15 protein-coding genes are annotated in these 21,773 nt (G+C 73.0%); 6 read left to right on the top strand and 9 right to left on the bottom strand.

Translation table 11 applies throughout. The features are described 5' to 3' along the window. Window positions 1-41: 41 nt before the first annotated feature. Together ACGFIM_RS06600 and ACGFIM_RS06595 are read left to right on the top strand one after the other, a co-directional pair. Entirely contained in the window at window positions 42-722 is a 681-nt protein-coding gene (locus tag ACGFIM_RS06600; protein WP_393195663.1) for a copper resistance protein CopC, read from the top strand. After that, the gene (locus ACGFIM_RS06595) at window positions 712-1,716 is read left to right on the top strand and encodes a hypothetical protein (RefSeq protein WP_393195660.1); all 1,005 of its coding nucleotides are present in this window, start codon (window positions 712-714) and stop codon (window positions 1,714-1,716) included. Before ACGFIM_RS06600 ends, ACGFIM_RS06595 begins: the two co-directional genes overlap by 11 nt. A gap of 7 nt (window positions 1,717-1,723) precedes the next feature. Here the strand turns inward: ACGFIM_RS06595 and ACGFIM_RS06590 are convergent, their stop codons facing one another. The 5 genes from ACGFIM_RS06590 to ACGFIM_RS06570 form a co-directional block, all read right to left on the bottom strand. Continuing rightward, a complete protein-coding gene (locus ACGFIM_RS06590) occupies window positions 1,724-3,580 on the bottom strand; it encodes a hypothetical protein (protein WP_393195658.1) in 1,857 nt (618 codons plus the stop codon). Window positions 3,581-3,712: 132 nt separating this feature from the next. Then, the gene (locus tag ACGFIM_RS06585) at window positions 3,713-4,876 is read right to left on the bottom strand and encodes a cation:proton antiporter (protein WP_393195655.1); all 1,164 of its coding nucleotides are present in this window, start codon (window positions 4,874-4,876) and stop codon (window positions 3,713-3,715) included. 8 nt (window positions 4,877-4,884) lie between these two features. Further along, window positions 4,885-5,286: a cation:proton antiporter regulatory subunit gene (locus ACGFIM_RS06580; RefSeq protein ID WP_393195652.1), complete on the bottom strand. Its 402-nt coding sequence runs from the start codon at window positions 5,284-5,286 to the stop codon at window positions 4,885-4,887. A 200-nt stretch (window positions 5,287-5,486) separates the two neighbouring features. Continuing rightward, complete coding sequence (locus ACGFIM_RS06575) at window positions 5,487-6,686, bottom strand: acetate/propionate family kinase (protein ID WP_393195649.1); 1,200 nt, start codon at window positions 6,684-6,686, stop codon at window positions 5,487-5,489. Then, window positions 6,659-8,965: a phosphoketolase gene (locus tag ACGFIM_RS06570; RefSeq protein WP_393195646.1), complete on the bottom strand. Its 2,307-nt coding sequence runs from the start codon at window positions 8,963-8,965 to the stop codon at window positions 6,659-6,661. The genes ACGFIM_RS06575 and ACGFIM_RS06570 overlap by 28 nt, the downstream gene beginning before the upstream one ends. Before the next feature lie 208 nt (window positions 8,966-9,173). Here ACGFIM_RS06570 and pgi point away from each other — a divergent pair, with 208 nt between their 5' ends. After that, a complete protein-coding gene (gene pgi, locus ACGFIM_RS06565; RefSeq protein WP_393195643.1) occupies window positions 9,174-10,805 on the top strand; it encodes a glucose-6-phosphate isomerase in 1,632 nt (543 codons plus the stop codon). Window positions 10,806-11,019: 214 nt separating this feature from the next. Next, complete coding sequence (zwf, locus tag ACGFIM_RS06560; RefSeq protein WP_393195640.1) at window positions 11,020-12,366, top strand: glucose-6-phosphate dehydrogenase; 1,347 nt, start codon at window positions 11,020-11,022, stop codon at window positions 12,364-12,366. 382 nt (window positions 12,367-12,748) lie between these two features. Here zwf and ACGFIM_RS06555 read toward each other — a convergent pair whose 3' ends face one another. Next, complete coding sequence (locus ACGFIM_RS06555; protein ID WP_393195637.1) at window positions 12,749-13,228, bottom strand: spore germination protein GerW family protein; 480 nt, start codon at window positions 13,226-13,228, stop codon at window positions 12,749-12,751. A gap of 163 nt (window positions 13,229-13,391) precedes the next feature. Here ACGFIM_RS06555 and ACGFIM_RS06550 point away from each other — a divergent pair, with 163 nt between their 5' ends. Beyond that, on the top strand, window positions 13,392-14,018 hold the full coding sequence (locus ACGFIM_RS06550) for a LysE family translocator (protein WP_393195634.1): 627 nt from the start codon (window positions 13,392-13,394) through the stop codon (window positions 14,016-14,018). A gap of 147 nt (window positions 14,019-14,165) precedes the next feature. On the opposite strand, the gene ACGFIM_RS06545 is transcribed toward ACGFIM_RS06550, so the two are convergent. The 3 genes from ACGFIM_RS06545 to pulA all read right to left on the bottom strand — a co-directional run bounded on the left by ACGFIM_RS06545 (window position 14,166) and on the right by pulA (window position 18,851). After that, window positions 14,166-14,888: a VIT1/CCC1 transporter family protein gene (locus ACGFIM_RS06545; protein ID WP_364053404.1), complete on the bottom strand. Its 723-nt coding sequence runs from the start codon at window positions 14,886-14,888 to the stop codon at window positions 14,166-14,168. Window positions 14,889-15,417: 529 nt separating this feature from the next. Beyond that, window positions 15,418-16,098: a hypothetical protein gene (locus ACGFIM_RS06540; RefSeq protein ID WP_393195631.1), complete on the bottom strand. Its 681-nt coding sequence runs from the start codon at window positions 16,096-16,098 to the stop codon at window positions 15,418-15,420. Between the two features lie 128 nt (window positions 16,099-16,226). Then, a complete protein-coding gene (pulA, locus tag ACGFIM_RS06535; RefSeq protein WP_393199642.1) occupies window positions 16,227-18,851 on the bottom strand; it encodes a pullulanase-type alpha-1,6-glucosidase in 2,625 nt (874 codons plus the stop codon). Between the two features lie 319 nt (window positions 18,852-19,170). Here pulA and ACGFIM_RS06530 point away from each other — a divergent pair, with 319 nt between their 5' ends. Continuing rightward, complete coding sequence (locus tag ACGFIM_RS06530) at window positions 19,171-21,732, top strand: hypothetical protein (RefSeq protein WP_393195628.1); 2,562 nt, start codon at window positions 19,171-19,173, stop codon at window positions 21,730-21,732. The last annotated feature ends 41 nt before the right edge of the window (window positions 21,733-21,773 follow it).

Raw genomic sequence — 21,773 nt, 5'->3', positions numbered from 1 at the left:
TGCGCGCTCGTCCGGAAGAAGATCGTTCTTGGAGACCCACCATGGCATACCCACCACGCCACACCCACCGAGCGTCCACCGGCACGCCCGCCCCGGCGTCCGCCGCGCCCGCGGGGTTCCTCCGCGCCGCGGCAGCCGCGCTCGCCGCGCTGCTGAGCGCCTGCCTCGTGCTGGCCTTCTCCGCCTCGCCCGCGCTCGCGCACGACTCGCTCAAGCGCAGCTCGCCCGCCAAGGACGCCGAGGTCGTCACGCTGGAGAAGATCGAGCTGGAGTTCACCGCGAGCGTCAAGTTCCCGTTCGTGGTGCTGCACGACGCGGCCGGCAAGCAGCTCCCGCTGGGCGAGCCCGAGCTGGACGGGCCGGTCGTCACCGCCGGGGTGACGCAGCCGGTCGCGCCCGGCTCGTACACCATCGCCTGGCGCGTCGTCTCCTCCGACGGCCACCCCATCGAGGGCGAGATCCCCTTCACCGTGCAGGGCTCGCCATCGGACGCCTCGGCCGCGCCGTCGAGCACCGGCGAGGCGGCAGCGGCGCCGTCCACCGACGCAACGGCCGGGCAGCAGGGCGACGCGGCCGCTGCGGCAGGTGCCACGGCCGGCGTCCCCGCCTGGATCTGGGCCGTGCTCGCGGTGCTCGTCGTGCTGGGCGTGCTCGTCTGGCTGCGGACCGCGCGCCGCGCACCCGAGGAGGCGCCCAAGCCGGCGGAAACGGATGCAGGTTGAGCGGGCACGGGAGATCGCCCGGCAGTGGGTCCTCGACGAGGGGACGAAGCTGCCGGGGTTCGGCGGGGCGTTCCTGACCGGGTCGGTCCTGTGGGCCGACCCGGGCGACGAGCTGGCCCCGCACTCCGACGTGGACGTCATGGTGGTCACCGACCCCGAGGCCGGCGCCGGGCACATCGGCAAGTTCCGCTACGAGGGGGTGCTGCTCGAGGTCTCCACCATGGCGGAGCCCCGCTCCGTCCACGACGCGCTCAGTGACTACCACCTGGCCGGCAGCCTCCACCTCCCGGGGCTGCTGGCCGACCCTACGGGACGGCTGGCCGAGATCCAGCGCGGGGTGGCCCGCGGCTTCGCCGAACGCCCCTGGGTGCTGGCCCGCTGCACGGCCGCCATGGACCGGGTGCGGGCCTGGCTCAACGGCATCGACGAGTCCGCGCCGCTGCCCGCCCAGGTCACCTCGTGGCTGTTCGGCACCGGCGTGACCGCTCACGTGCTGCTGGTGGCCGGGCTGCGCAACCCGACCGTGCGGCGCCGCTACGCCGCCGCACGCGAGCTGCTGGCCGCGCACGGGCGGCTGGACCAGCACGAGAGCCTGCTCGACCTGCTCGGCTGCGCCCACCTGAGCCGATCTCAGGTCGAAAGGCACCTGGCGGCACTGGAGCAGGTCTTCGACGCCACCGCCCCGCTGCGGGTCCCCGGCTACCGGTTCGACACCGACATCAGCCCCGTCGCCCGCCCGGCCGCCGTCGGCGGCACCCGCGAGCTGATCGGCTCGGGCCTGCACAGGGAGGCGGTGTTCTGGCTGGTGGCGACGTACGCGCGCTGCCTGGACAAGCGGGCGCTGGCGGGGGAGCGGGGCTATGAGGACGGCTTCCGCGAGCTGCTCGCCGACCTGGGCGCGGCCACGCACGCCGACCGCCGCAGGCGCGCCGGCCGGGTGCTGGCGGAGCTGCCGGAGCTGTGGCGGACCGCCACCGCGCTCATGCCGTCGTGAGCCGGGGTCAGGCCCTGCGCAGGGTGCGGGTGAGACCGGTCGCGATCGTCGTCGCCAGCACCCACCCGGCGGCGATCAGCCCGTACGCCAGCCACTGGGCGCCGCCCCCCGGATTGAACGCCTTCTCCTGCCCGAAGTCGATGATCGGCAGGAGCAGGTCGAGCGTGTAGACCAGCGGGTTGAACTCGGGCGACTCGCCGCGTTTGAGCGGCGGCGGCGGGTTCAGCGCGAACACCACGGTGCCGGCGGCGAGCAGCGCGAGCAGCCAGGCGGCCGCGCGCAGCGGGCGGAAGCCGTAGCCGACGGTGACGTCCTGGAGGTGGCCCCACAAGCGCGCGTACCAGGGGAGCGTGGTGCGGCGGTGCTGCTGCCCGGCCAGCATGGTCGCGCGGGCGTCGGCGTCGCCGCCCAGCCGCCGGTACATCGCGGCGAGCTGCTCGTAGGCGTTGGGCCGGTAGCCGTCGGGGTCGCGGCGCAGCCAGGCGATGCGCTCGGCGGCCGGCAGCATGGGTTCGAGCACCTCGTACGACGCGCCGTCCATGCGCAGCTCGCCCGGCCAGACGGCGGGGTCGTCGCGCAGGACGCCGATGCGGGCGTGGCCCAGCTCCACCCGGCCGCGGATCGGCTCGGCGGTGCGCATGGCCAGCTCGCGCGTCTCCAGCCGCCGGCACTTGAGCGCCACGTCGCCGGGTGCGGACAGCACGGCGTCGTCGAGGCACAGGCGGCTGCCGATCTGCGCGTTCGTCAGGCGTACCCGGCCTTCGGCGGAGAAGCCGTCACACAGGTTGAGCACCTTGCCGACGGTGATGCCGTTGGCCGACAGGGCCGTGCCGCCGGGGTTGACCAGCCGCGCTCCGTCGAAGTGCGCGGGGCCGCTGACGGAGGCGTCGAGCAGGCTGATCTCGCCCTCGGCGACCAGGCCGCGCCGGGCCGCCAGCGCGCCGTTCACGGACAGGCCGTCTCCCGCCAGCGCGAGGCCGCCCGGGTCGGCCAGGTGCGCGCCGTCGAGGCTGAGCGTGCGGCCGACGGCGGCGGACTTCAGCCACACCGTCCCCTCGGTCCTGGCGTGCGCAAGGAACAGGCCGCCCTCCGCGGTGAGCCCGCCGCCGTGCACGGCGAGGCCGCCGGGGTTGCGCAGCCGCGAGCCGCGCAGCGTGAGCGGGCCGCCGACGCGCGCGGAGCGCAGGCTGACCTCGCCGTCCACCTCCATGTACCGGGCGAACAGCCCCGCCTGGACGTCGAGGTCGGAGCCGCCGAACGCGAGCCCGCCCGGCGCGCGTAACCGGGCGCCGTCGAAGTTCACCGCCGCGCCGACCCTGGCGGCGGTCAGCACGATCTCGCCGTCGCAGGTGAAGCCGTCCTGAGCGCGCAGGCTCGCGCCGACGTCGAGATGTTCGGCGTTGAACGCGGCGCCGCCGGGGTGTTCGAGCCGGGCGCCGCTGAGCGTGAGCGTGCCGTTGATCCGCGCGCCGTGCATGCGCAGCTCGCCGGTGATGTGGCAGTCGTTGAGCCGCATGTTGCCCTCGACCTGGGCGTTCGAGGCGATCAGGCCGGGCAGCCTGGAACCGGCCAGGCTGAGGAACCTGGTACGGGCCTGGTAGATGTCGGGGACCTCGTCGAAGACGCAGTCGTGCAGCAGGATCGGCAGGTCGAGCTCGGCGAACGCCAGGTGCAGCCGCCCCTCGATGTGGGCCCCCGTCAGCCGCAGCGCCGGTTTGGCGCCCGGCTCGGTGCGGTCGGCGAGCAGCAGCTCGGCCAGCACCTCGGCGCGCACCCGCCCGAGCGGGCCGACGTCCACTTTCGCCCCGTGCGGGACGGCCTCGGCGATGGCCTGCTCCGCGGGGGTCAGCTCCTTGTCGCGCACGAGGACATCCTGGCGTTCATCCGCCCGCGCCGAAAGCCGGAACGGGCGGCCACCTCCGGGCCGGCCTGCCGGCCGGCGGACGGTGACCGCCCGCTCCAGGGCGTCTGCGGGTGCCCGGCCCCACGGCCGGTGTCAGGCGGCGCGTTCGGTGATGGCGGTGATCAGCGGCTGGACCAGCTTGGCCGCCAGCGGGCCGAACGCCGCCAGGATGAGCACGTACGCGGCGGCCAGGGCGCCCAGGTCGGGGTGCACGCCCGCGCCGACCGCCAGACCGGCGATGACGATGTTGAACTCACCGCGCGGGATGAGCGCGATACCGGCACGTGCCTGGCCGGCCTTGGCGATGCCCGCCCGCCTGGCCGCGTACATACCGGTCAGCAGCTTGGTGATCATGCTGATCAGGGCGAGCAGCGCCGCGAGGCCGGCCACCGGCAGGATCTTCGACGGGTCGGTCTGGAAACCGAAGAAGACGAAGAACACCGCCGCGAACAGGTCGCGCAGCGGCGCGAGCAGCGCGTGCGCGTCCTCGGCGAGCTGCCCGGACAGCGCGATGCCGACCAGGAACGCGCCGACCGCCGCCGAGACCTGCAGCTGCTGGGCCAGACCGGCCACCAGCAGCGCCAGGCCGACGACCTTGAGCAGCATCACCTCGTTGTTGGGGCTGCGCACGAACGCCTCGATGTAGCGCCCGAACTTCAGCGCCACGACGAGGACGACGCTCACGGTGAGCAGCGCGATGCCGACCGAGATCGCCCCGCTGAGCAGGCTCAGCCCGGCCAGCATGGTCGTCAGGACCGGCAGGTAGATCGCCATCGTGAGGTCTTCGAAGACCAGCAGCGACAGCACCGTGGGCGTCTCGCGGTTACCGATCCACCCCAAATCGGACAGCACCTTGGCGGTGATGCCCGAGGAGGTGGCGTACGTGACGCCCGCCATGGCGACGGCCGCGACCGGCCCCCAGCCGAGCAGCAGGGCGATGATGGCGCCCGGCGCGGCGTTGAGCACCAGGTCGACGAGGCCGGCGCGGAAGTTGCTGGTCATGCTGGTGACCAGCTCGTCCGCGTTGTATTCGAGACCGAGCGTGAGGAGCAGCAGGACCACGCCCATCTCGGCGCCGGTGGAGATGAACGACTCGCTCGTCGCCAGCGGCAACACCCCGCCGGTACCGAACGCCAGCCCGGCGATCAGGTACAGAGGGATGGGAGAGATGCCGCCGCGCAGTGCGAGCGCGCCGAGGATCCCCAGACCGAGAAGGACGGCGCCGAACTCCAGGAAGATGACCGCGGTTTCGTGCACCCGCAGCCCTACCCGTTCACCAGGATGTCGGCGACTTCGGACGTGCTGTCCTCGCTGCCCACGACGACCACGACGTCGCCCACGGCGAAGACGAAGTCGGGACCGGGGCTCGCGAACACCTGTCCGCCCCGGACGATCGCGACGATGGACGCGCTGGTACGGGTGCGCACGCGAGCGTCCCCCATCGGGCGGCCCGCGTAGGGGGAGCCGGCCGGGATGGGCAGCTGCACGCTCACCAGGCCCTCGACCTGCTGGTGCAGCTGGTTGAGCCGCTGCACGATGCGGGGCGCGCCGAGGAGCTCGGCCAGAGCGTCGGCCTCTTCGTCGTTGAGCTTCACCGTGTGGCAGACGGCGTCGGGGTCGTTGGCGTCGTAGATGACGAGATCCCGGCGGCCGGTGCGATGAGACACGACACCGACTCGCTGTCCCTTGCGAGTGGTGAAGTCGTGCCGCAATCCGATGCCCGGCAGTGCTGTTTGTTCTACCTCCACCTGTCCCACCCGTATAGATCCGCGCATTTCTGGATAACCCTACCAATGCTGTGACCCGGAGTTGCCCATGGCCTGAAGCGCGCTTGACCGGGCGCGCTCTCCTGTGGCGCGGACTTGGATTACGGCTGCTCGCCGTTGATGAGGGCGTGGGCCTGGCGGGCGATCTCCCACTCCTCGTCGGTGGGGATGACCAGCACGGCGACCTCGGCGCCACCGGGTGAGACGGCGCGTTCGCCGTGCGCTGCGGCGTGGTTGCGGGCGGGGTCGAGGGTGATGCCGAGGCGGTCCAGCCCGTTCAGGGCTTCGGCGCGGGTGAGGGGGTCGTTCTCGCCGACGCCGCCGGTGAAGACGATCGCGTCGAGGCGGCCGAGGAGGGCGTAGTAGGCGCCGACGTACTTGCGGATGCGGCGGGTGTAGACGGCGAGGGCGAGGCGGGCCTCCTCATCGCCGTCCGCGGCGCGAGCGCGGACTTCGCGCATGTCGCCGGAGCCCGCCAGCGCGAGCAGTCCGCCCGCGTGCCCCAGCGCGTCCTCCGCGCTCTCGGCGTCCAGCCCGTCCACCCTGGACAGGTAGCCGGGCAGCGCGGGGTCAACGTCGCCCGACCGGGTGCCCATGACCAGGCCCTCCAGCGGGGTGAGGCCCATCGAGGTGTCGATGCTGCGGCCGCACTCGACGGCGGTGGCGCTCGCGCCGTTGCCGAGGTGAAGCACGATCAGCTTCAGCTCGGCCGGATCGCGGCCGAGGAAGGCGGCGGCGCGGCGGGAGACGTACGCGCACGACGTCCCGTGAAAGCCGAACCGGCGCACGCCCAGGCGCTCCCGCCACTCGCGCGGCACCGCGTACGTGTACGCCTCCGGCGGCAGCGACAGCTGGAACGCCGTGTCGAACACCGCCACCTGCGGCACCGACGGGAACGCCGCCCGCGCCACCCTGATCCCGGCGAGATTGACCGCGTTGTGCAGCGGCGCGAGCGGGGCCAGCTCCTCGATCGCCGCGATCACCTCATCGTCCACCAGCACCGCCCGGTCGAACCTGGCGCCGCCGTGCACCACCCGGTGACCGACCGCGACCGGATCCAGCGCGGGCCCCGCCTTGGCGAAGGCCGCCATCATCGCCGCCAGCCCCTCCCCGTGGTCGGGGAAGGGCCGTTCCACCACGTACGGGGGAGCGCCGCCGTGACGGTGGACGAGCCGCCCGCGCTCCTCGCCGATGCGCTCCACCAGGCCCTTGGCCGGGCGGTCCCGGCCGGCCACGTCCACCAGCTCGTACTTGATGGACGACGAGCCGGTGTTCAGGACGAGGATGTGTCGTCCGGCCATGTCCACGACCTGATCTCCGGCGGATCCTCGCCGTGCTCGCGCGTGTACGCCCTGGCCCGCAGCCGCTCGTCGCTCATTCGCTGCCGCAGATGGGCCGCCCTGCTGCCGAGGCCGGGCACCCGGTCGATCACGTCCATGACGAGGTGGAAGCGGTCGATGTCGTTGAGCATGCACATGTCGAACGGCGTCGTCGTCGTGCCCTCCTCCTTGTAGCCGCGCACGTGGATGTTGCGGTGCCCGTGGCGGCGGTAGGTGAGCTGGTGGATCAGCGACGGGTAGCCGTGGAAGTTGAAGATCACCGGCCGGTCGACGGTGAACAGCGTGTCGAACGCGGCGTCCGGCATGCCGTGCGGATGCTCCGACTCCGGCTGCAGCCGCATGAGGTCCACCACGTTGACGACGCGCACCTTCAGCTCCGGCAGGTGCTCGCGCAGCAGCGCGGTGGCGGCCAGCGTCTCCAGCGTCGGCACGTCGCCCGCGCAGGCCAGCACCACGTCCGGCTCGCCGCCCTCGTCGCTGGACGCCCACGGCAGGATGCCGAGGCCGCGCGTGTTGTGCGCCACGGCCTCGTCCATCGTGAACAGGTCCAGGACCGGCTGCTTGCCCGCCACGATCACGTTGACGTAGTCGCGCGAGCGCAGGCAGTGGTCGGCCACCGACAGCAGCGTGTTGGCGTCCGGCGGCAGGTAGACCCGCACCACCGACGCCTTCTTGTTCACCACGACGTCGAGGAAGCCCGGGTCCTGGTGGCTGAAGCCGTTGTGGTCCTGCCGCCACACGTGGGACGACAGCAGGTACGTCAGCGACGCCACCGGCCGCCGCCACGGGATCTTCTGCGACGACTCCAGCCACTTGGCGTGCTGGTTGAACATGGCGTCCACGATGTGGATGAACGCCTCGTAGCAGTTGAACAGCCCGTGCCTGCCGGTCAGCAGGTAGCCCTCCAGCCAGCCCTGGCACAGGTGCTCGCTCAGCACCTCCATGACCCGGCCGCCCGCGCCGAGGTTCTCGTCCGTGGGCAGCGTCTCGGCGTTCCACGCCCGGTCGGTCACCTCGAACACCGACGACAGCCGGTTCGACGCCGTCTCGTCCGGCCCCATCAGCCGGAACGTGCGCGGGTTCGCCTCGATCACGTCGCGCAGCAGCCCGCCGAGCACCCGCGTCGGCTCGCTCATCTGCGCGGCCGGCGCCTTCACCTCCACCGCGAGCCGCCGGAAGTCCGGCAGCCGCAGCGGCTCGAGCAGCTCGCCGCCGTTGGTGTGCGGGTTGGCGCTCATCCTGCGCTCGCCCTGCGGCACCGTACGGCGGATCGCCTCGACCGGCCGCCCGTCGGGGCCGAACAGCTCCTCCGGCCGGTACGACCGCATCCACTCCTCGAGCAGCGCCAGATGCGCGGCGTTCTCGCGTACCTTGGCCAGCGGCACCTGGTGCGAGCGCCACGTGCCCTCCACCGGCAGGCCGTCCACCGCGCGCGGGCCCGTCCAGCCCTTCGGCGTGCGCAGGATGATCATCGGCAGCCGGTCCGTGTCGCCCGCCTTGTACGCGGCCAGCTCGTCGAACGCGGTGTCCAGCGTGCCCGCCATCTCCCCGTGGTCGGGGCCCACCAGGTGGGGGCGGTAGCCGTACCCCTCCATCAGCTTGATCAGGTCGCCGATCGGGATGCGGGCCAGGATCGTGGGGTTGGCGATCTTGTAGCCGTTCAGGTGCAGGATCGGCAGCACCATCCCGTCCCTCTCGCGGTCGAGGAACTTGTTGGAGTGCCAGCTCGCGGCCAGCGGGCCCGTCTCGGCCTCGCCGTCGCCGATGATGCAGGCCACCACCAGATCGGGGTTGTCGAAGGCGGCGCCGTACGCGTGCGCCAGCGCATAGCCCAGCTCGCCGCCCTCGTGGATCGACCCTGGCGTCTCCGGCGCGACGTGGCTCGGCACGCCGCCGGGGAAGGAGAACTGCCGGAACAGCCGGCGCATGCCCGACACGTCCTGCGACACGTCCGGATAGCGCTCGGAGTACGTGCCCTCCAGCCACGCGTGCGCCACCGCGGCGGGACCGCCGTGTCCCGGCCCCGCGATGTAGATCATGTCCTGGTCCCGCTCGCGGATCACCCGGTTGAGGTGGGCGAAGCAGAAGTTCAGGCCGGGCGTCGTCCCCCAGTGGCCGAGCAGCCGCGGCTTGATGTGCTCGGGCCGCAGCGGCTCGGTGAGCAGCGGATTGTCCAGCAGGTAGATCTGCCCGACGGACAGGTAGTTGGCCGCCCGCCAGTACGCGTCTATGTGCTCCATCCCCTGCTGCTTCCTCCACAGAAGGGGCGCAATCCCCCCACGGCCCGATATGCCGCCCGGCACGCGCATTTCACGGAACTTTCACTGAGCGCCTAAAGACTCCGCTCCGCCATGCGCGGAATCAACCGCGTGGGGTACACGGTTACGGGACGATGGGACCAGGCAAGATCGGCTTGGCGCCACTGTTCTGGCGACATGAGGAGGCATTGTGAACGGCGACATCACCCAGAGCCAGGAGTGGGCGGCCCTGGGCAAGCACCACGAAGAGCTGGCGGGCAAGCACCTGCGCGAGCTGTTCGCGGACGACCCGGGGCGGGCCGGGCGGATGACGGTGACCGCCGGCGACCTCTACCTCGACTACGCCAAGCACCGTGCCACGCAGGAGACCATCGACCTGCTGGTGGCGCTGGCCGAGCGTGCCGGGTTGCGCGAGCGCATCGACGCCATGTTCCGCGGTGACCACATCAACGTCAGCGAGGACCGCGCGGTCCTCCACGTCGCGCTGCGCCTGCCGCGCAGCGCCGAGCTGGTGGTGGACGGCCAGGACGTCGTGGCCGACGTGCACGCCGTGCTCGACAAGATGAGCGACTTCGCCGACCGGGTGAGGTCGAAGGAGTGGAAGGGCGCCACGGGCAAGCCCATCGAGACCGTCGTCAACATCGGCATCGGCGGCTCCGACCTCGGCCCCGCGATGGCGTACGAGGCGCTGCGCGACTACGCCGACGCCGGCATCACCGCCAGGTTCGTCTCCAACATCGACCCCGCCGACATCACCGGCAACCTCGCCGGCCTCGACCCGGCCACCACGCTCTTCGTGGTCAGCTCCAAGACCTTCACCACGCTCGAGACCCTCACCAACGCCAGGGTCGCGCGCCGCTGGCTGGTCGACGCGCTCGGCGAGGAGGCCGTCGCCAAGCACTTCGTCGCCGTCTCCACCAACGCCGCCAAGGTGCAGGAGTTCGGCATCGACACGGCCAACATGTTCGGCTTCTGGGACTGGGTCGGCGGCCGCTACTCCTACGACGGCGCCATCGGCCTCTCCCTGATGATCGCCATCGGCCCCGAGCGCTTCCGCGAGATGCTCGACGGCTTCCACACCATCGACGAGCACTTCCGCACCGCGCCGTTCAAGGAGAACATGCCGGTGCTCATGGGCCTGCTCGGCATCTGGTACACCGACTTCTTCGGCGCCGAGACCCGCGCCGTGCTGCCCTACAGCCAGCGGCTCCACCGCTTCCCCGCCTACCTGCAGCAGCTCACGATGGAGTCCAACGGCAAGTCCGTACGCGCCGACGGCACGCCCGTCACCGCCACCACCGGCGAGATCTTCTGGGGCGAGCCCGGCACCAACGGCCAGCACGCCTTCTACCAGCTCCTCCACCAGGGCACCCGGCTCGTGCCCGCCGACTTCATCGGCTTCGCCGAGCCGTACGAAGACCGCGAGGGCATGCACGACCAGCTCACCGCCAACCTGCTCGCCCAGACCTCCGCGCTGGCGTTCGGCAAGACCGCCGAGGAGATCGCGGCCGAGGGCACCGCGCCCGAGATCGTGCCCCACAAGGTGATGCCCGGCAACCGGCCCACCTCCACGATCCTCGCGCCCAAGCTCACCCCGTCCACGCTGGGCCAGCTCGTCGCGCTCTACGAGCACATCGTGTTCGTCGAGGGCACCATCTGGGGCATCGACTCCTTCGACCAGTGGGGCGTCGAGCTGGGCAAGAAGATGGCGCTCGACCTCGCGCCCGCGCTGGTCTCCGACGAGCCGCCCACCTCCTTCCCCGACACCTCCACCGAGCAGCTGATCCGCCGCTACCGGGCGCTGCGCGGAAGGCGCGTCTGACATGGGAACCGGTGCGGCGGCCCCCGGCCCGGGGGCGTCCGGCCATTCAGGCCCGGTCTCGCAGGAGACCGGGCAGGAGCCTGCGGCTCCGGCCGGGGCCGGGCAGGGGGCTGCGGCTCCGGCTTCGGCCGGGGCCCGGCGGGGGACTCCGGCTCCGGCTTCGGCCGGGCAGGCGCGGGCGGGCTCGGCCGGATCCAGCCGGGCGGGGGCGCTGGTGCTGTTCGGCATCACCGGCGACCTCGCGCACAAGATGCTGCTGCCCGCCCTCTACCGGCTGACCGCCGCCGGGCGGCTCGACCTGCCGATCGTCGGGGTCGCCAAGACCGACCTCGACCTCGACGGGCTGCGCGAGCGCGCCCGCGACGCGTGCGGCGGGGTGCGCGACGCGGCGTTCGACCGGCTGGCCGGCAACCTGCGGCTCGTCGCCGGCGACTACGGCGACCCCGCCACCTTCACCCGGCTCCGCGACGAGGTCGAGGGCATGGGCTTCCTCGTCCACTACCTCGCCGTGCCGCCCGCGCTGTTCGCCCCCGTCGCCGAGGGCCTGGCCGGGGTGGGGCTCAACCGCGACGCCCGGCTGGTCGTGGAGAAGCCGTTCGGCCACGACCTCCGGTCGGCGCGCGAGCTCAACGACCGGCTCCTGCGGCACTTCGACGAAGACCACCTGCGCCGGGTCGACCACTTCCTCGGCAAGGAGCCGGTCGAGGACCTCATGGTCTTCAGGTTCGCCAACATGCTGCTCGAGCCCATCTGGAACCGCTCGTACATCCGCAGCGTGCAGATCACCATGGCCGAGGACTTCGACGTGCGCGACCGCGGCGCCTTCTACGACGCCAACGGCACCGTGCGCGACGTCGTACAGAACCACCTGCTACAGCTGCTCGCCCTGCTCGCCATGGACCCGCCGCCGTCCACCGACGCCCGGGCCACTCTCGACGAGAAGTGGCGGGTGCTGCGGGCGGTCAAGACCATCGACCCGGCCGACGTCGTACGCGGCCAGTACGCCGGCTACCAAGACACCGAAGGCGTACGTCCCGGCTCCACCACCGAGACCTTCGTCGCCCTGCGCGCCTACATCGACAACTGGCGCTGGGCCGGCGTGCCCTGGTGCATCCGCTCCGGCAAGGCCATGCCCATGACCGACCTGGAGGTCGTCGCCGAGCTGCGCCGGCCGCCGGTCACCATGTTCGACGACGCCCAGGCACCCGCCGGCCCCAACCTCATCCGGTTCCGGCTGCAACCCGACGCCGGGGTGACCTTCGACGTGCTGGCCAAGGAGCCGGGCAGGCAGCGCACCAGGCCCGTCCCGGTCAGCGTCGACTTCACCAAGGAGCTCGGGCCGATGGACGCCGCCTACGAACGCATCCTCTCCGACGCGGTGAGCGGCGATGCGCGCAGGTTCCTCAGGTTCGACCTGGTGGAGGAGTCGTGGCGGATCGTCGCTCCGGTCCTCGACATGACGGAGCCGCCGCTGCCGTACGAACCGGGCACCTGGGGCCCGGCACCCGCCGCCGAGATCCCCCCGGGCGGCTGGCACAAGATCTCCAACACGTTCGACTGACCACCCGCCACCCGCCCCGGCCCCATCCCCGGCCCATCCCCGGCCCGGCCCGGTGTCCGGCCCGGCCCGGCCCGGCCCCGGCCCGGCCCGGTGTCCGGCCCGGCCCCGGCCCGGACACCGGGCTGCTCGGATCCGGGGTCGGCGCGCCGACGCCCGCTGCGGTGACCTGCGCCGGCCATCCGCGCCGCCTGTGGTGCGCTCGCGTTCGCAGGGTTGTGCCGCGTGTGTGGTGTGCCTGAGGTGGCGGGGTCGCGCCCGCGTGTGGTGCATTCGAGTTCCCGGGGTTTGTGCCGCGTGGTGCGTTCGATTCGGCGGCGGCGCTCCGTGAGCGCCGCCGCACCGGCGCCAGAAGAAACGCCGTCCCGCGAACGCGCCAGGGCTGTCAGTGCTTGCGGCGGCGCCTCTTCAGAATCGAGCGCAGGGTCAGCAGCAGAACGACCGCGACGAACTGGCCGCCGATGACGATCCGGTTGACGTCGACCGCGGGGCGCCAGGAGACCTCACCGTCCTTGATGACGAACACTCCGGCCGGAGTGGCGCCGAAGCCGAATCCTCCGCCGCTGCCGCCGCCGGCGACCTCGCCCTTCTCGCCCTTCCCCTCGCCTTGGCCTCCTCCGCCGCCCTGAGCGACCCTGGCGACCGGGATGACCACGACGTCGCCGTGCCGGATCGGTTCGCCGAAGACCCGGCTCACCGTCGCGGTGTCTTTCGACTTCTCGACCAGTTCCATGATGTCCATTTCCCCATCGTCGCCCGGCGACGCCGCCCCGTCGAACCCCTCGCCCGCCGTGCGCCCGCCTGCCCAGGATCTCGCCTGGTGAGCCCTCGCAATGTCCAGCGGCCCGCACTGCTGCGCAGCCACCAACGCCACAACGCCCACGGCCAAAGCGATCAGGGCCGTATCCCACGGTCGGTGCGCCTGCCTTCCGGTGAACCGGCCGGAGCGGGGGCGGCCGGAGGCGATGCTCCTGCCGAAGTCGCCGGTCGCTGCCAGGAGAAGGGGCGTGGGTCGTAGGGTGGGCGGTATGTCGGCGGTGGCGGAGATTGCGGCGTTCGGTGGTGTGGTGATGCTCGGGGCGATGTCGCCCGGCCCTGACTTCGCCGTGGTCGTGCGGCGTTCGGCCGTCTCGGGGCGCGTGCACGGGATGGCCGCCGCGGCCGGGATCGCGGTGGGGGTCTTCGCCTGGGTGGTCGCCGCCGCCACGGGTGTGGCCGCGCTGCTCGCGGCGTCCGCGGTGGCGTTCACCGTCGTCAAGGTGGTCGGCGCCGCCTACCTGCTCTACCTGGGCATCCGGTCGCTGCGCGCGGCCTGGCGCGGCGGCGGCGCCCTTCGGCTGGACGTGCCGGACGCGGGCGGGCGAGGGCCGGGGGCGGCGTTCATGGAGGGCTTCCTCACGAACGTGCTCAACCCGAAGGCCGCGCTGTTCTTCGTGGCGCTGGTGCCGCAGTTCCTCGGGGCGGGTGTGCCGGTGGCGGCGCTTTCGGCGGTGGCGCTGGTGGGGACGGTGCTCTGGTTCCTGGTGGTGGCGAACGTCGTGGGCGCGCTGCGCAGGCTGTTCGCCCGGCCGAACGTGCGGCGCGCGATCGACGGGCTGACCGGCGTCGCGCTCGTCGCTCTCGGGCTCAAGCTGGCCACCACCACCCGCCCTTGACGCCCTACCGTCTCCGGCGCCGGCCCGGACAAGGGACCCTCCGTGCGCCGGCCAGGTCGAGGCCCCTTCGCGCGTCGGTCGGCCCGAGGTCCCCTCGCACGCCGGCCAGGATGAGGGTCCCTTCGAGGCCGTTTCCGTGGCGCGGGGTCAGGCGATGGTGACGCCTAGGAGATGGCCGAGGCCGAAGGTCACGGAGGCGGCGCCGACGCCCAGGGCGAGCTGGCGCAGGCCGCCGAGCCACCACGGCCGTGCCGTCATCACCGCCACCACGGCACCGAACCCGAACAGCGCCAGCACGCTCACCACCAGCGCCACCATCAGCCCGGACGCCCCGAACAGGAACGGCACCAGCGGCACCAGCGCCCCGGTGGCGAAGGCGCAGAACGACGATCCGGCGGCCACGTACGGGGACGGCAGGTCGTCGACGTCCACCCCGAGCTCTTCGCGGACGTGCACCCGCAGCGCCTGCTCGGGGTCCGCCGACAGGCCGTCGGCCACCCGTTCGGCCAGCTCGGCGTCGAGCCCGCGCGACCGGTAGAGCGCTGCCAGCTCGGCACGCTCGCCGTCCGGGTTGCGGGCCAGCTCGCGGCGCTCGACCGCGATCTCCGCCCGCATCAGCTCGGTCTGGGACTTCACGGACGTGTACTCGCCCGCGGCCATGGAGCACGCCCCGGCGATCAGTCCTGCAAAACCGGCGAGCACCGCCCCCTGCCCGGCCCCCGCCGCGCCGACTACTCCGGCGATCAGCGCGAAGTTGGACACGAGCCCATCCATCGCCCCGAACACCGCCGGCCGCAGCCACCCGCCGGTCACGTCTCGGTGGCTGTGGTGCGCCTCGGGGGAGTGGGGGCGAGCGAGCTCGATGGTCATAGCTTTTCCTCCCCTTTTGGATCTCTCGCCTTGAATGTGACATATGGGATGCAAGATCCGCAACGAAGGAGAGGCTTGCCTGACCTGCGGCATTAGCACCGACTGTTACTTACAGTGAGCTTCTTGTTCGAAGAGTGATCGGGGGGGTGGAGGGCCTGATCGAGGGCACGGCCGCGGGTCGGCGGGCAGCGGGGAGCAGGTCCAGGAAGGCGCTGACAAGCGGTTTTGCGCACGCGGGTCTCGAGTGCCGGGGTCCGACCGGGGTGGTCGGAGGCCGTCGGCCAGGGCCGGGGCGCGGGCCCTGGCGGGGGGACCCGGGAAGGTGACCCCGGGCGGGTGAAGTGGCGGGTGCGACCATGTCACCCGGCCGACCACGCTCGGGGCGCCCGAGGGCGCGGAGTCCAGCCCCGGGGACGGGTGTTCGCTCGAAAGATGGGCGCCGGTCCGGGTCGCTCGCCCGAGGGCGGGCGTTGGCGCCGCGGCCCGGATCGCGCCGGGGACGCCGGGCCCCCGTTGGCCTCGGGAAAGGTCAGGCGTGGGTCGGGGTCAAGGGCGGAAGGTGGTTCAGCGTGGTGGGCTCGGGGCGGGAGGGGCGGATGAGCGCGGTGCACTCCTCGATCGTCTCCTCCAGCAGCCTGCGCAGCAGCCCGTCGGGGTCGGGGATGCACGCCTGCACGATGCCGACCACGGCCAGCTGGACGGCGTTCGGGGCGGCGTACCGCCGGAAGCCCTTCTCGGTGATGCGGGCGGCGCGGCTGAAGCGGCGGGCCTGCTGGGCGGCGTGCGGCACCTCCGCCATGGCCTGCCGGCTGCGCTCGCTCATGCGGCCGGGCGGCGCGCCGTCGAGCCGTGCCAGCATCTCCTCGGCCGCGAGCACGGACACGGCCAGCGCGAGCTGGCGTTCGGCGGCGGCGACGGGCAGCGCGGTGGTGGCACAGCGCAGCGCGATGTGGGCGTCCACGCGCAGGTCGTCGCTGACCAGGCCGATGATGGACGGCACGAGCGGGACGAGCTTGGCGCGGTTCTCGTCGTCGGTGTTGTCGTTGACGAGCCGGGCGAGCGCGGCCAGCAGCGGGTGCGTGCAGGCCGGGTGGTCGCTCCAGCGCTCGCCGGCCAGGTAGGAGGCGAGTTCCATGAAGCAGGCGCCGCGCTTGGGGTTGCGATGCCTGCCACGGGAAAGGACCGGGAGGTGATCAAGGTGATTGTTCACGGGTGCTCCACTGCTCCACGCGATCGCCGTCTATCCAGTCTGCGCTGTCGTGCGGCTCATTACCAGTGATGCGATGAACGTTCCCTCTACCCTTAGAGGTCACACTCCAACCCGCTCTCACCGGCATGTCACGCCGGCTCGACGAAAACGGCGACCGTGCGGGCCGGGACCGTCAGCGTTCCGGTGGCCGGGTCGTACGAGGACCGCCGTACGACGGGATCGACCGAGTTCGCCTGTACGGGGTGGAGCCGCACGCCGGGCCCCGCGGACGGCGGCATGGCCTGGGCCTGCGTCCACGGCGTGGCGTTGAACACCACCGTGACCGATCGCCACCGCGCGTCCAGGCCCGAGGTGTCCACGTGCATCGCGATCACCCCCTCGGCGGAGGCGGGGAACGTCAGCCGCCGCCGGACCTCCTCCGCCGACCCGAGCGAGAACGCCGGCGTGGACCAGCGGATCCGCAGCAGCTCGCCGAACTGTGCGCGGGCCGCGCGGATCTCCGGGCAGCCGGGGCGCAGCGCCGGATCGGCGAGCAGCGGCCGCGCGTACGGCCAGCGGGCCTCGTTGTCGCGCCGGGGCGGCAGGCCCACGCCGAAGTTGTTGCCCTGCTCGCAGTCCCACAGCAGCCGGTTGAACCAGTCGCCGGAGTCGTAGGAGTTGCGGTCGAGCGACTTCGAGCGCAGCCGCTCGCTGCCCGCGTGCACGAACACCATGCCCTGCGCCAGCACCGCCATGGAAAGCGACAGCACCTGCATGCGCACCCGGTCGGCCATCGGCGTCTGCTGCGGCAGCTTGTACGCCAGCGCGTCGTAGAGCGTCTCGTTGTCGTGCGCGTCCACGTACGCGACCGCCTCGCCCGGCTCGGCGGCGTATCCGGCGGGCATGCCGTTGTACCAGATGTCGCGGGCCGCCTGCCCGGACGGCAGCACGTAGTCGGCCAGGCCGCCGGTGAGCCCGATCCTGATGAGGTCGGCGTAGGCGGCCAGCCGCTCGCGCTGCTGCTCGGGTCCGCCGTTGACGGGGGCGCCGTTGGGCGCGCCGGCCAGGCCGGAGCCGAAGCCCTGTGCGCGCGGGTCGGCGTCGAAGGGCGCGCCGCCGCGCACCGCGTCGCGCAGCCGGTCGTTGAACGTCGCGATGCCGGTGCCCGCCATGTGGGCCTGGCTGGCCTGCAGGAACCGGGCGTCGCCGGCCACCTCGCCGAAGCTCCAGCCCTCGCCGTACAGGATGATCGAGCGGCCGTCCACCCCGTCGGTCTCGGGCGTGAGCGCGTCGAGCGCGCGGCGTACGGCGAGCATGTTGGACAGCGGGTGGTGGCCCATGAGGTCGAAGCGGAAGCCGTCGACGCGGTACTGCCTGGCCCAGGTGACCACCGAGTCGACGATGAGCTTGCCCATCATCATGTGCTCGGGTGCGGTGTTGGCGCAGCAGGTGGAGGTGGCGAGCGAGCCGTCGTCGAGGCGCCGGTGGTAGTAGCCGGGCACGATGGGGTCGAGCACGGCGGTGGAGTAGGTGTGGTTGTAGACGACGTCCATGACGACGCGCAGCCCGGCCTTGTGCAGCGCGGCCACCATCGCGCGGAACTCCCGCACGCGGTCGTCAGGATCGGTCGCGTACGAGCCCTCGGGCGCCGTGTAGTGCAGCGGGTCGTAGCCCCAGTTGTAGGAGTCGACGGCGGCGGTGCGGGCGATGATCTCCTGCTGCCGCTCGGAGTCGGGCGGCAGCGCGGCCAGTTCGCCGATGGGAGGCTCGGTGCGGTCGGCGCGGCGCTCGGGGACGGTGGCGAAGTCGAACACGGGCAGCAGGTGCACGTGCGTGACCCCGTCGGCGGCCAGCCTGTGCAGCTCGCGCATCCCGGCCGAGTCGAGGGTGAAGGCCGCGTACGTGCCGCGCAGCTCCTCCGGCACGGTCGCGTCGGAGGCGGAGAAGTCGCGGACGTGCAGCTCGTAGACCACGGCCTGGTGCTGCGGCACGGGCGGCGGCGTGGCGTGCCGGTCCCAGCCGGGTGGCTTGAGCGCCGCCCTGGACAGGTGGACGAGCCTGCTGCGGCGGCCGTCGGCGGTGACGTCCACGCTGTAGGGGTCGGTGACCTCGTTCGTGACCACCGCTCCCGCCTCGGGCGAGTAGACGGTCACCAGGTACGTGTACTCCAGCCCCCACCAGGCGGGCGGCCCGTGCACCGACCACACGCCGGTCTCGTCGTCGCGCTTCATGCGGTACACCCGGCGCCCGCCGGGGCCGTACAGGGCCAGCTCGACCTTCCGCGCGGTCGGCGCCCACACCGAGAGCTTCGGGAACATCCGCCCCGACGGGCCGAGCACGGCGCCGGCGGCGGCCGCGTACAGGTCGTCGAGCACGCCCGCGATCTGCACCCCGGTCACGGCCGCGACCCCGCCCTCGGCGTCCCGCCGCACGGCCACGACCTGGCCGCGCAGCGCCTCGTGGACGAGGTCGATGTCCGCGGGGTCCACCTGGAACGCGGGATGCCCGGCGAGGTGCGGCCACCGTACCCGCTGCTGCGCGGTGAGCCGGCAGGGCAGCAGCCGGATCAGGCCGGAGCCGCACGCGTGCTCGTCGTGCCGCAGCGGCACGTCGCCGGGGTGGAAGGCGAGGAACGCGCCCTCGGTCGCGTTCGGGTCGCCCGGCCACACCACCGTGTCACGGTCGATCCAGTGCGCTCGCGCCTCCCGCAGGCTCTCGCCGTCCCCGTCGGCATGCCCCTGCTGCGGCGCCTCGGTGTCGTCACCTCTGCGAATGATGTTCCTCAGGCTCCCCGCCCCCTCGGTGCACAGGCATCCCGCGTTTCTTCACGTCCCCTGCGCGGGTGACCGCCTCCGCGGGTCGTCGTTCCCCCCTGAGTGAAAGCGAAGCGAAGCGTCCGGAAAACCATTCCTTAGGGCTGCTTGCCGGAAGTTTCGAAAAAAGTAACGCTGACCTGGTCTTTCGCACTCCCCGTTCGTCCCGCCCGCAAGGTTCGCCAAGCCCGGTGGCGCAGGCCGTCGAGGGCCGCGATCCCGCCGGTTCGATCACTTTCGGTATTTGACCGATTACCTGTAGTGATTAGATGCTGGGTTGATGGACGGATTCATCGACGAGACCTGCGAGGGTGTGACCGAGCTGCGCGTGCACGGCGTCTCGGGCACGCCGCCGTCCGTCATCCTCGCCCACCCCCGCCCCAGGCTCGTCGCCGGCGACGGCACCACCGGCTTCTACCGCCGCTGGTGGGAGGGCGGGCCGCCCTCCGGAGAGCACGCCGACGTGCCCGGCGTGCGCCACCGCGAGGCCTACGCCTGGGGCAACCTCACCTCGGGCGGGCGGGCCGTCGCGCTGTGGCTGCTCCTGCTGCCGTTCTCGCTGGCCAACCTCGCCTACTTCATGCTGCCCAGGCCCGCCCGCGCCCGCCGGCTGCGCCACGTCACCGAGGCGGGGCAGCGGCTGTTCGCCCTGCTGCTCACCGGCACGCTGGTCGGCGCCGTCACCAGGGCCGCCGTCGACGTCATCGGCTGGCAGTGCACCGCCGCAGGACGCGCCTGCGCCGCCGAGACCGCGCCCTCCTGGGTGCGGTGGCTCGCCGTCGTGTGGGGCGACGCGCCGTCCAGGCGGCTGGCGGTCACGTCGCTGGTGCCGCTGCTGGTCGTGGTGCTGCTGTGGTGGCTCGCCCGGCGCACCTGGCGGCGCGACGAGAACACGCTTCCGCCTGGCGAGCCCGCGACGCCCGCGCCGGCCGCGGCGATGCCGCCCGCGGGCGGGGTCCCGGCCCCGCGCGCCCAGGCGGACGACGCCCCGCCCCCATCCGCCGCACCGGGCGGGGGCGGGGCGGTCATCCCGGCCGCCCGCACGGCGGGCGCCGCCTCGGCCACGACCGCACGCCTGAAGGGCGCTCCAGGCGCGGGGATCTCCGCCGGGCGAGGGAACGGCGCGGCCGGAGCGGGTGCGCGGGGGAGCGGGGTCGCCACGGGCGCGGGGATCTCCGCCGGGCGGGGGAGCGGCGCGGCGGGAGCGGGTGCGCGGGCGGGCGGCGCGACGGGCCCGGGGGAGCGGGCGGGAAACGGAGTGCTGCTGGAGCGGCCCAGGCTGTGGCATGGCGGCGCGCCGGTGTGGCGGCTGCGGGTGGTGCACGTGGCGTTCGCCATCGCCTCGATCGGGGTCGCGGTGGCCGCGCCGTTCGCCGGGACGGCGGCCGGGCTCGCGCTCACCGCCGCCAACGCGGCGGTGCAGGTGGCCGCCGCCGTGCTGGTCACGCTGCCGTGCATCGCACGCCGGGTCGATCCGCACGCCGGACGCCGCACGCCCGTCCCGCTCGACGTCGCCTGCCGGGCGCTGCGGGTGGCGGCACCGGCGGTGTTCCTCGCCACGGCAGGGGCCGCGCTCGCCGGCCTGCCGCCGGGCGACGGCGGCACGCTCGCCTGGCAGCTGCCCGGCGTCGGCATCGGCGCCTTCCAGTACGCGCTCACCGTCGGGCTCGGCCTGTTCCTGCTGATCACCACGTTCGTCCTGGCCCGCGCCGGCCGCCCGGGCGACAGGGGGCCGCGGGCGATGATGGGCATGGCCGCCTGGTTCGTGCTCATGGTGGCCGTGGGCAGCGCGAACGTGCTGGCGCTCGGCCTGCTGTTCTGGACGGCCGCGTTCTTCGGCGTCCCCGGCACCGCCGCCGCGCCCGGCCCGCTGGACCGGGCGCTGCTGCTCGACGACTCGGCCTGGTGGACGGCGGCGCTGGTGCCGCTGCTCGCCTGCGGCCTGCTCGCGCTCGCGGGCGTGCTCTGGCTGATCCGCAGGTCGGTGGCGGCCCGGCTGGCGCCCGAGCTGAAGGCGTACTACGACCAGCGCGACGACGCCGAGCGGGTCGCCGACGCCTGGGCGCTGGCCGCGCTGACCGACCGGGCGGGGCTGGTGCTCGGCGTGCTCACCGCGATCGGCGCGGCGGGCTCGGCGGCGGTGACGGTGCTGCACTGGCTCGGGCTGTTCACGCCGGGCGGCGGGGTCGCCGGGATTTTCGCGTCGGCGGGCGCCTGGGCCATGGTGGTGGCCGTGGCGGCGGTCGTGCTGGTGGCGCGGCGCACGTACCGCGACTCGCGGCTGCGCAGGGCGATCGGCGTGCTGTGGGACATCTGCACGTTCTGGCCGCGCGCCATCCACCCCCTCGCGCCGCCCTGCTACACCGAGCGCGTGGTGCCCGAGCTGGTCGACAGGGTGCGCAGGCTCGCCGCGACCGACCGCGACCAGGTCGTGCTGTCGGGCCACAGCCAGGGCAGCGTCATCGCCGCCGCCGTGGTGCTGCAGCTCGACCCGGCGACCCGGGCGCGCGTGCGGCTGCTCACGCACGGCTCGCCGCTGCGCCGTCTCTACGCCGCGTACTTCCCCGCCTACTTCGGTCCTCAGGGTCTTGCGGCGGTACGCGAGGCGGTGACGTGGTGCAACCTCTACCGGCTCAGCGACCCGATCGGCGGCCCCGTGTTCCGCCGCGTCGATCCGCTGGCCGGCGGGCGGCCGGACGGCGTCGACCGGTTCTGCTGGGATCCGCGCCGCCCCGGCCCCGGCGAGCCGCTGCCGGAGACGCGATGGCACACCGCGTACTGGCTGGATCCGCTGTACGACGAGGCCCTGGACAGCCTGATCACCGTCACTCCCGCCGTCTGAACGTCCCGCGCTGTAGGGTGGCCCGCGGTCCGAGTCGGTGA

Origin of the sequence: Nonomuraea sp. NPDC049309, assembly GCF_043196965.1 — a bacterium.
Classification (GTDB): Bacteria; Actinomycetota; Actinomycetes; order Streptosporangiales; family Streptosporangiaceae; genus Nonomuraea; species Nonomuraea fastidiosa.
This window is presented reverse-complemented; position numbering and strand designations above follow the sequence as displayed.

What these genes read in the sequence shown, in the direction of transcription:
- ACGFIM_RS06600 (WP_393195663.1), top strand. Translation starts at nt 42, where the DNA reads ATGGCATACCCACCACGCCACACCCACCGAGCGTCCACCGGCACGCCC.
- ACGFIM_RS06595 (WP_393195660.1), top strand. Translation starts at nt 712, where the DNA reads ATGCAGGTTGAGCGGGCACGGGAGATCGCCCGGCAGTGGGTCCTCGAC.
- ACGFIM_RS06575 (WP_393195649.1), bottom strand. Translation starts at nt 6,686, where the DNA reads ATGGCCGGACGACACATCCTCGTCCTGAACACCGGCTCGTCGTCCATC.
- ACGFIM_RS06570 (WP_393195646.1), bottom strand. Translation starts at nt 8,965, where the DNA reads ATGGAGCACATAGACGCGTACTGGCGGGCGGCCAACTACCTGTCCGTC.
- ACGFIM_RS06550 (WP_393195634.1), top strand. Translation starts at nt 13,392, where the DNA reads ATGTCGGCGGTGGCGGAGATTGCGGCGTTCGGTGGTGTGGTGATGCTC.
- ACGFIM_RS06545 (WP_364053404.1), bottom strand. Translation starts at nt 14,888, where the DNA reads ATGACCATCGAGCTCGCTCGCCCCCACTCCCCCGAGGCGCACCACAGC.
- ACGFIM_RS06530 (WP_393195628.1), top strand. Translation starts at nt 19,171, where the DNA reads ATGGACGGATTCATCGACGAGACCTGCGAGGGTGTGACCGAGCTGCGC.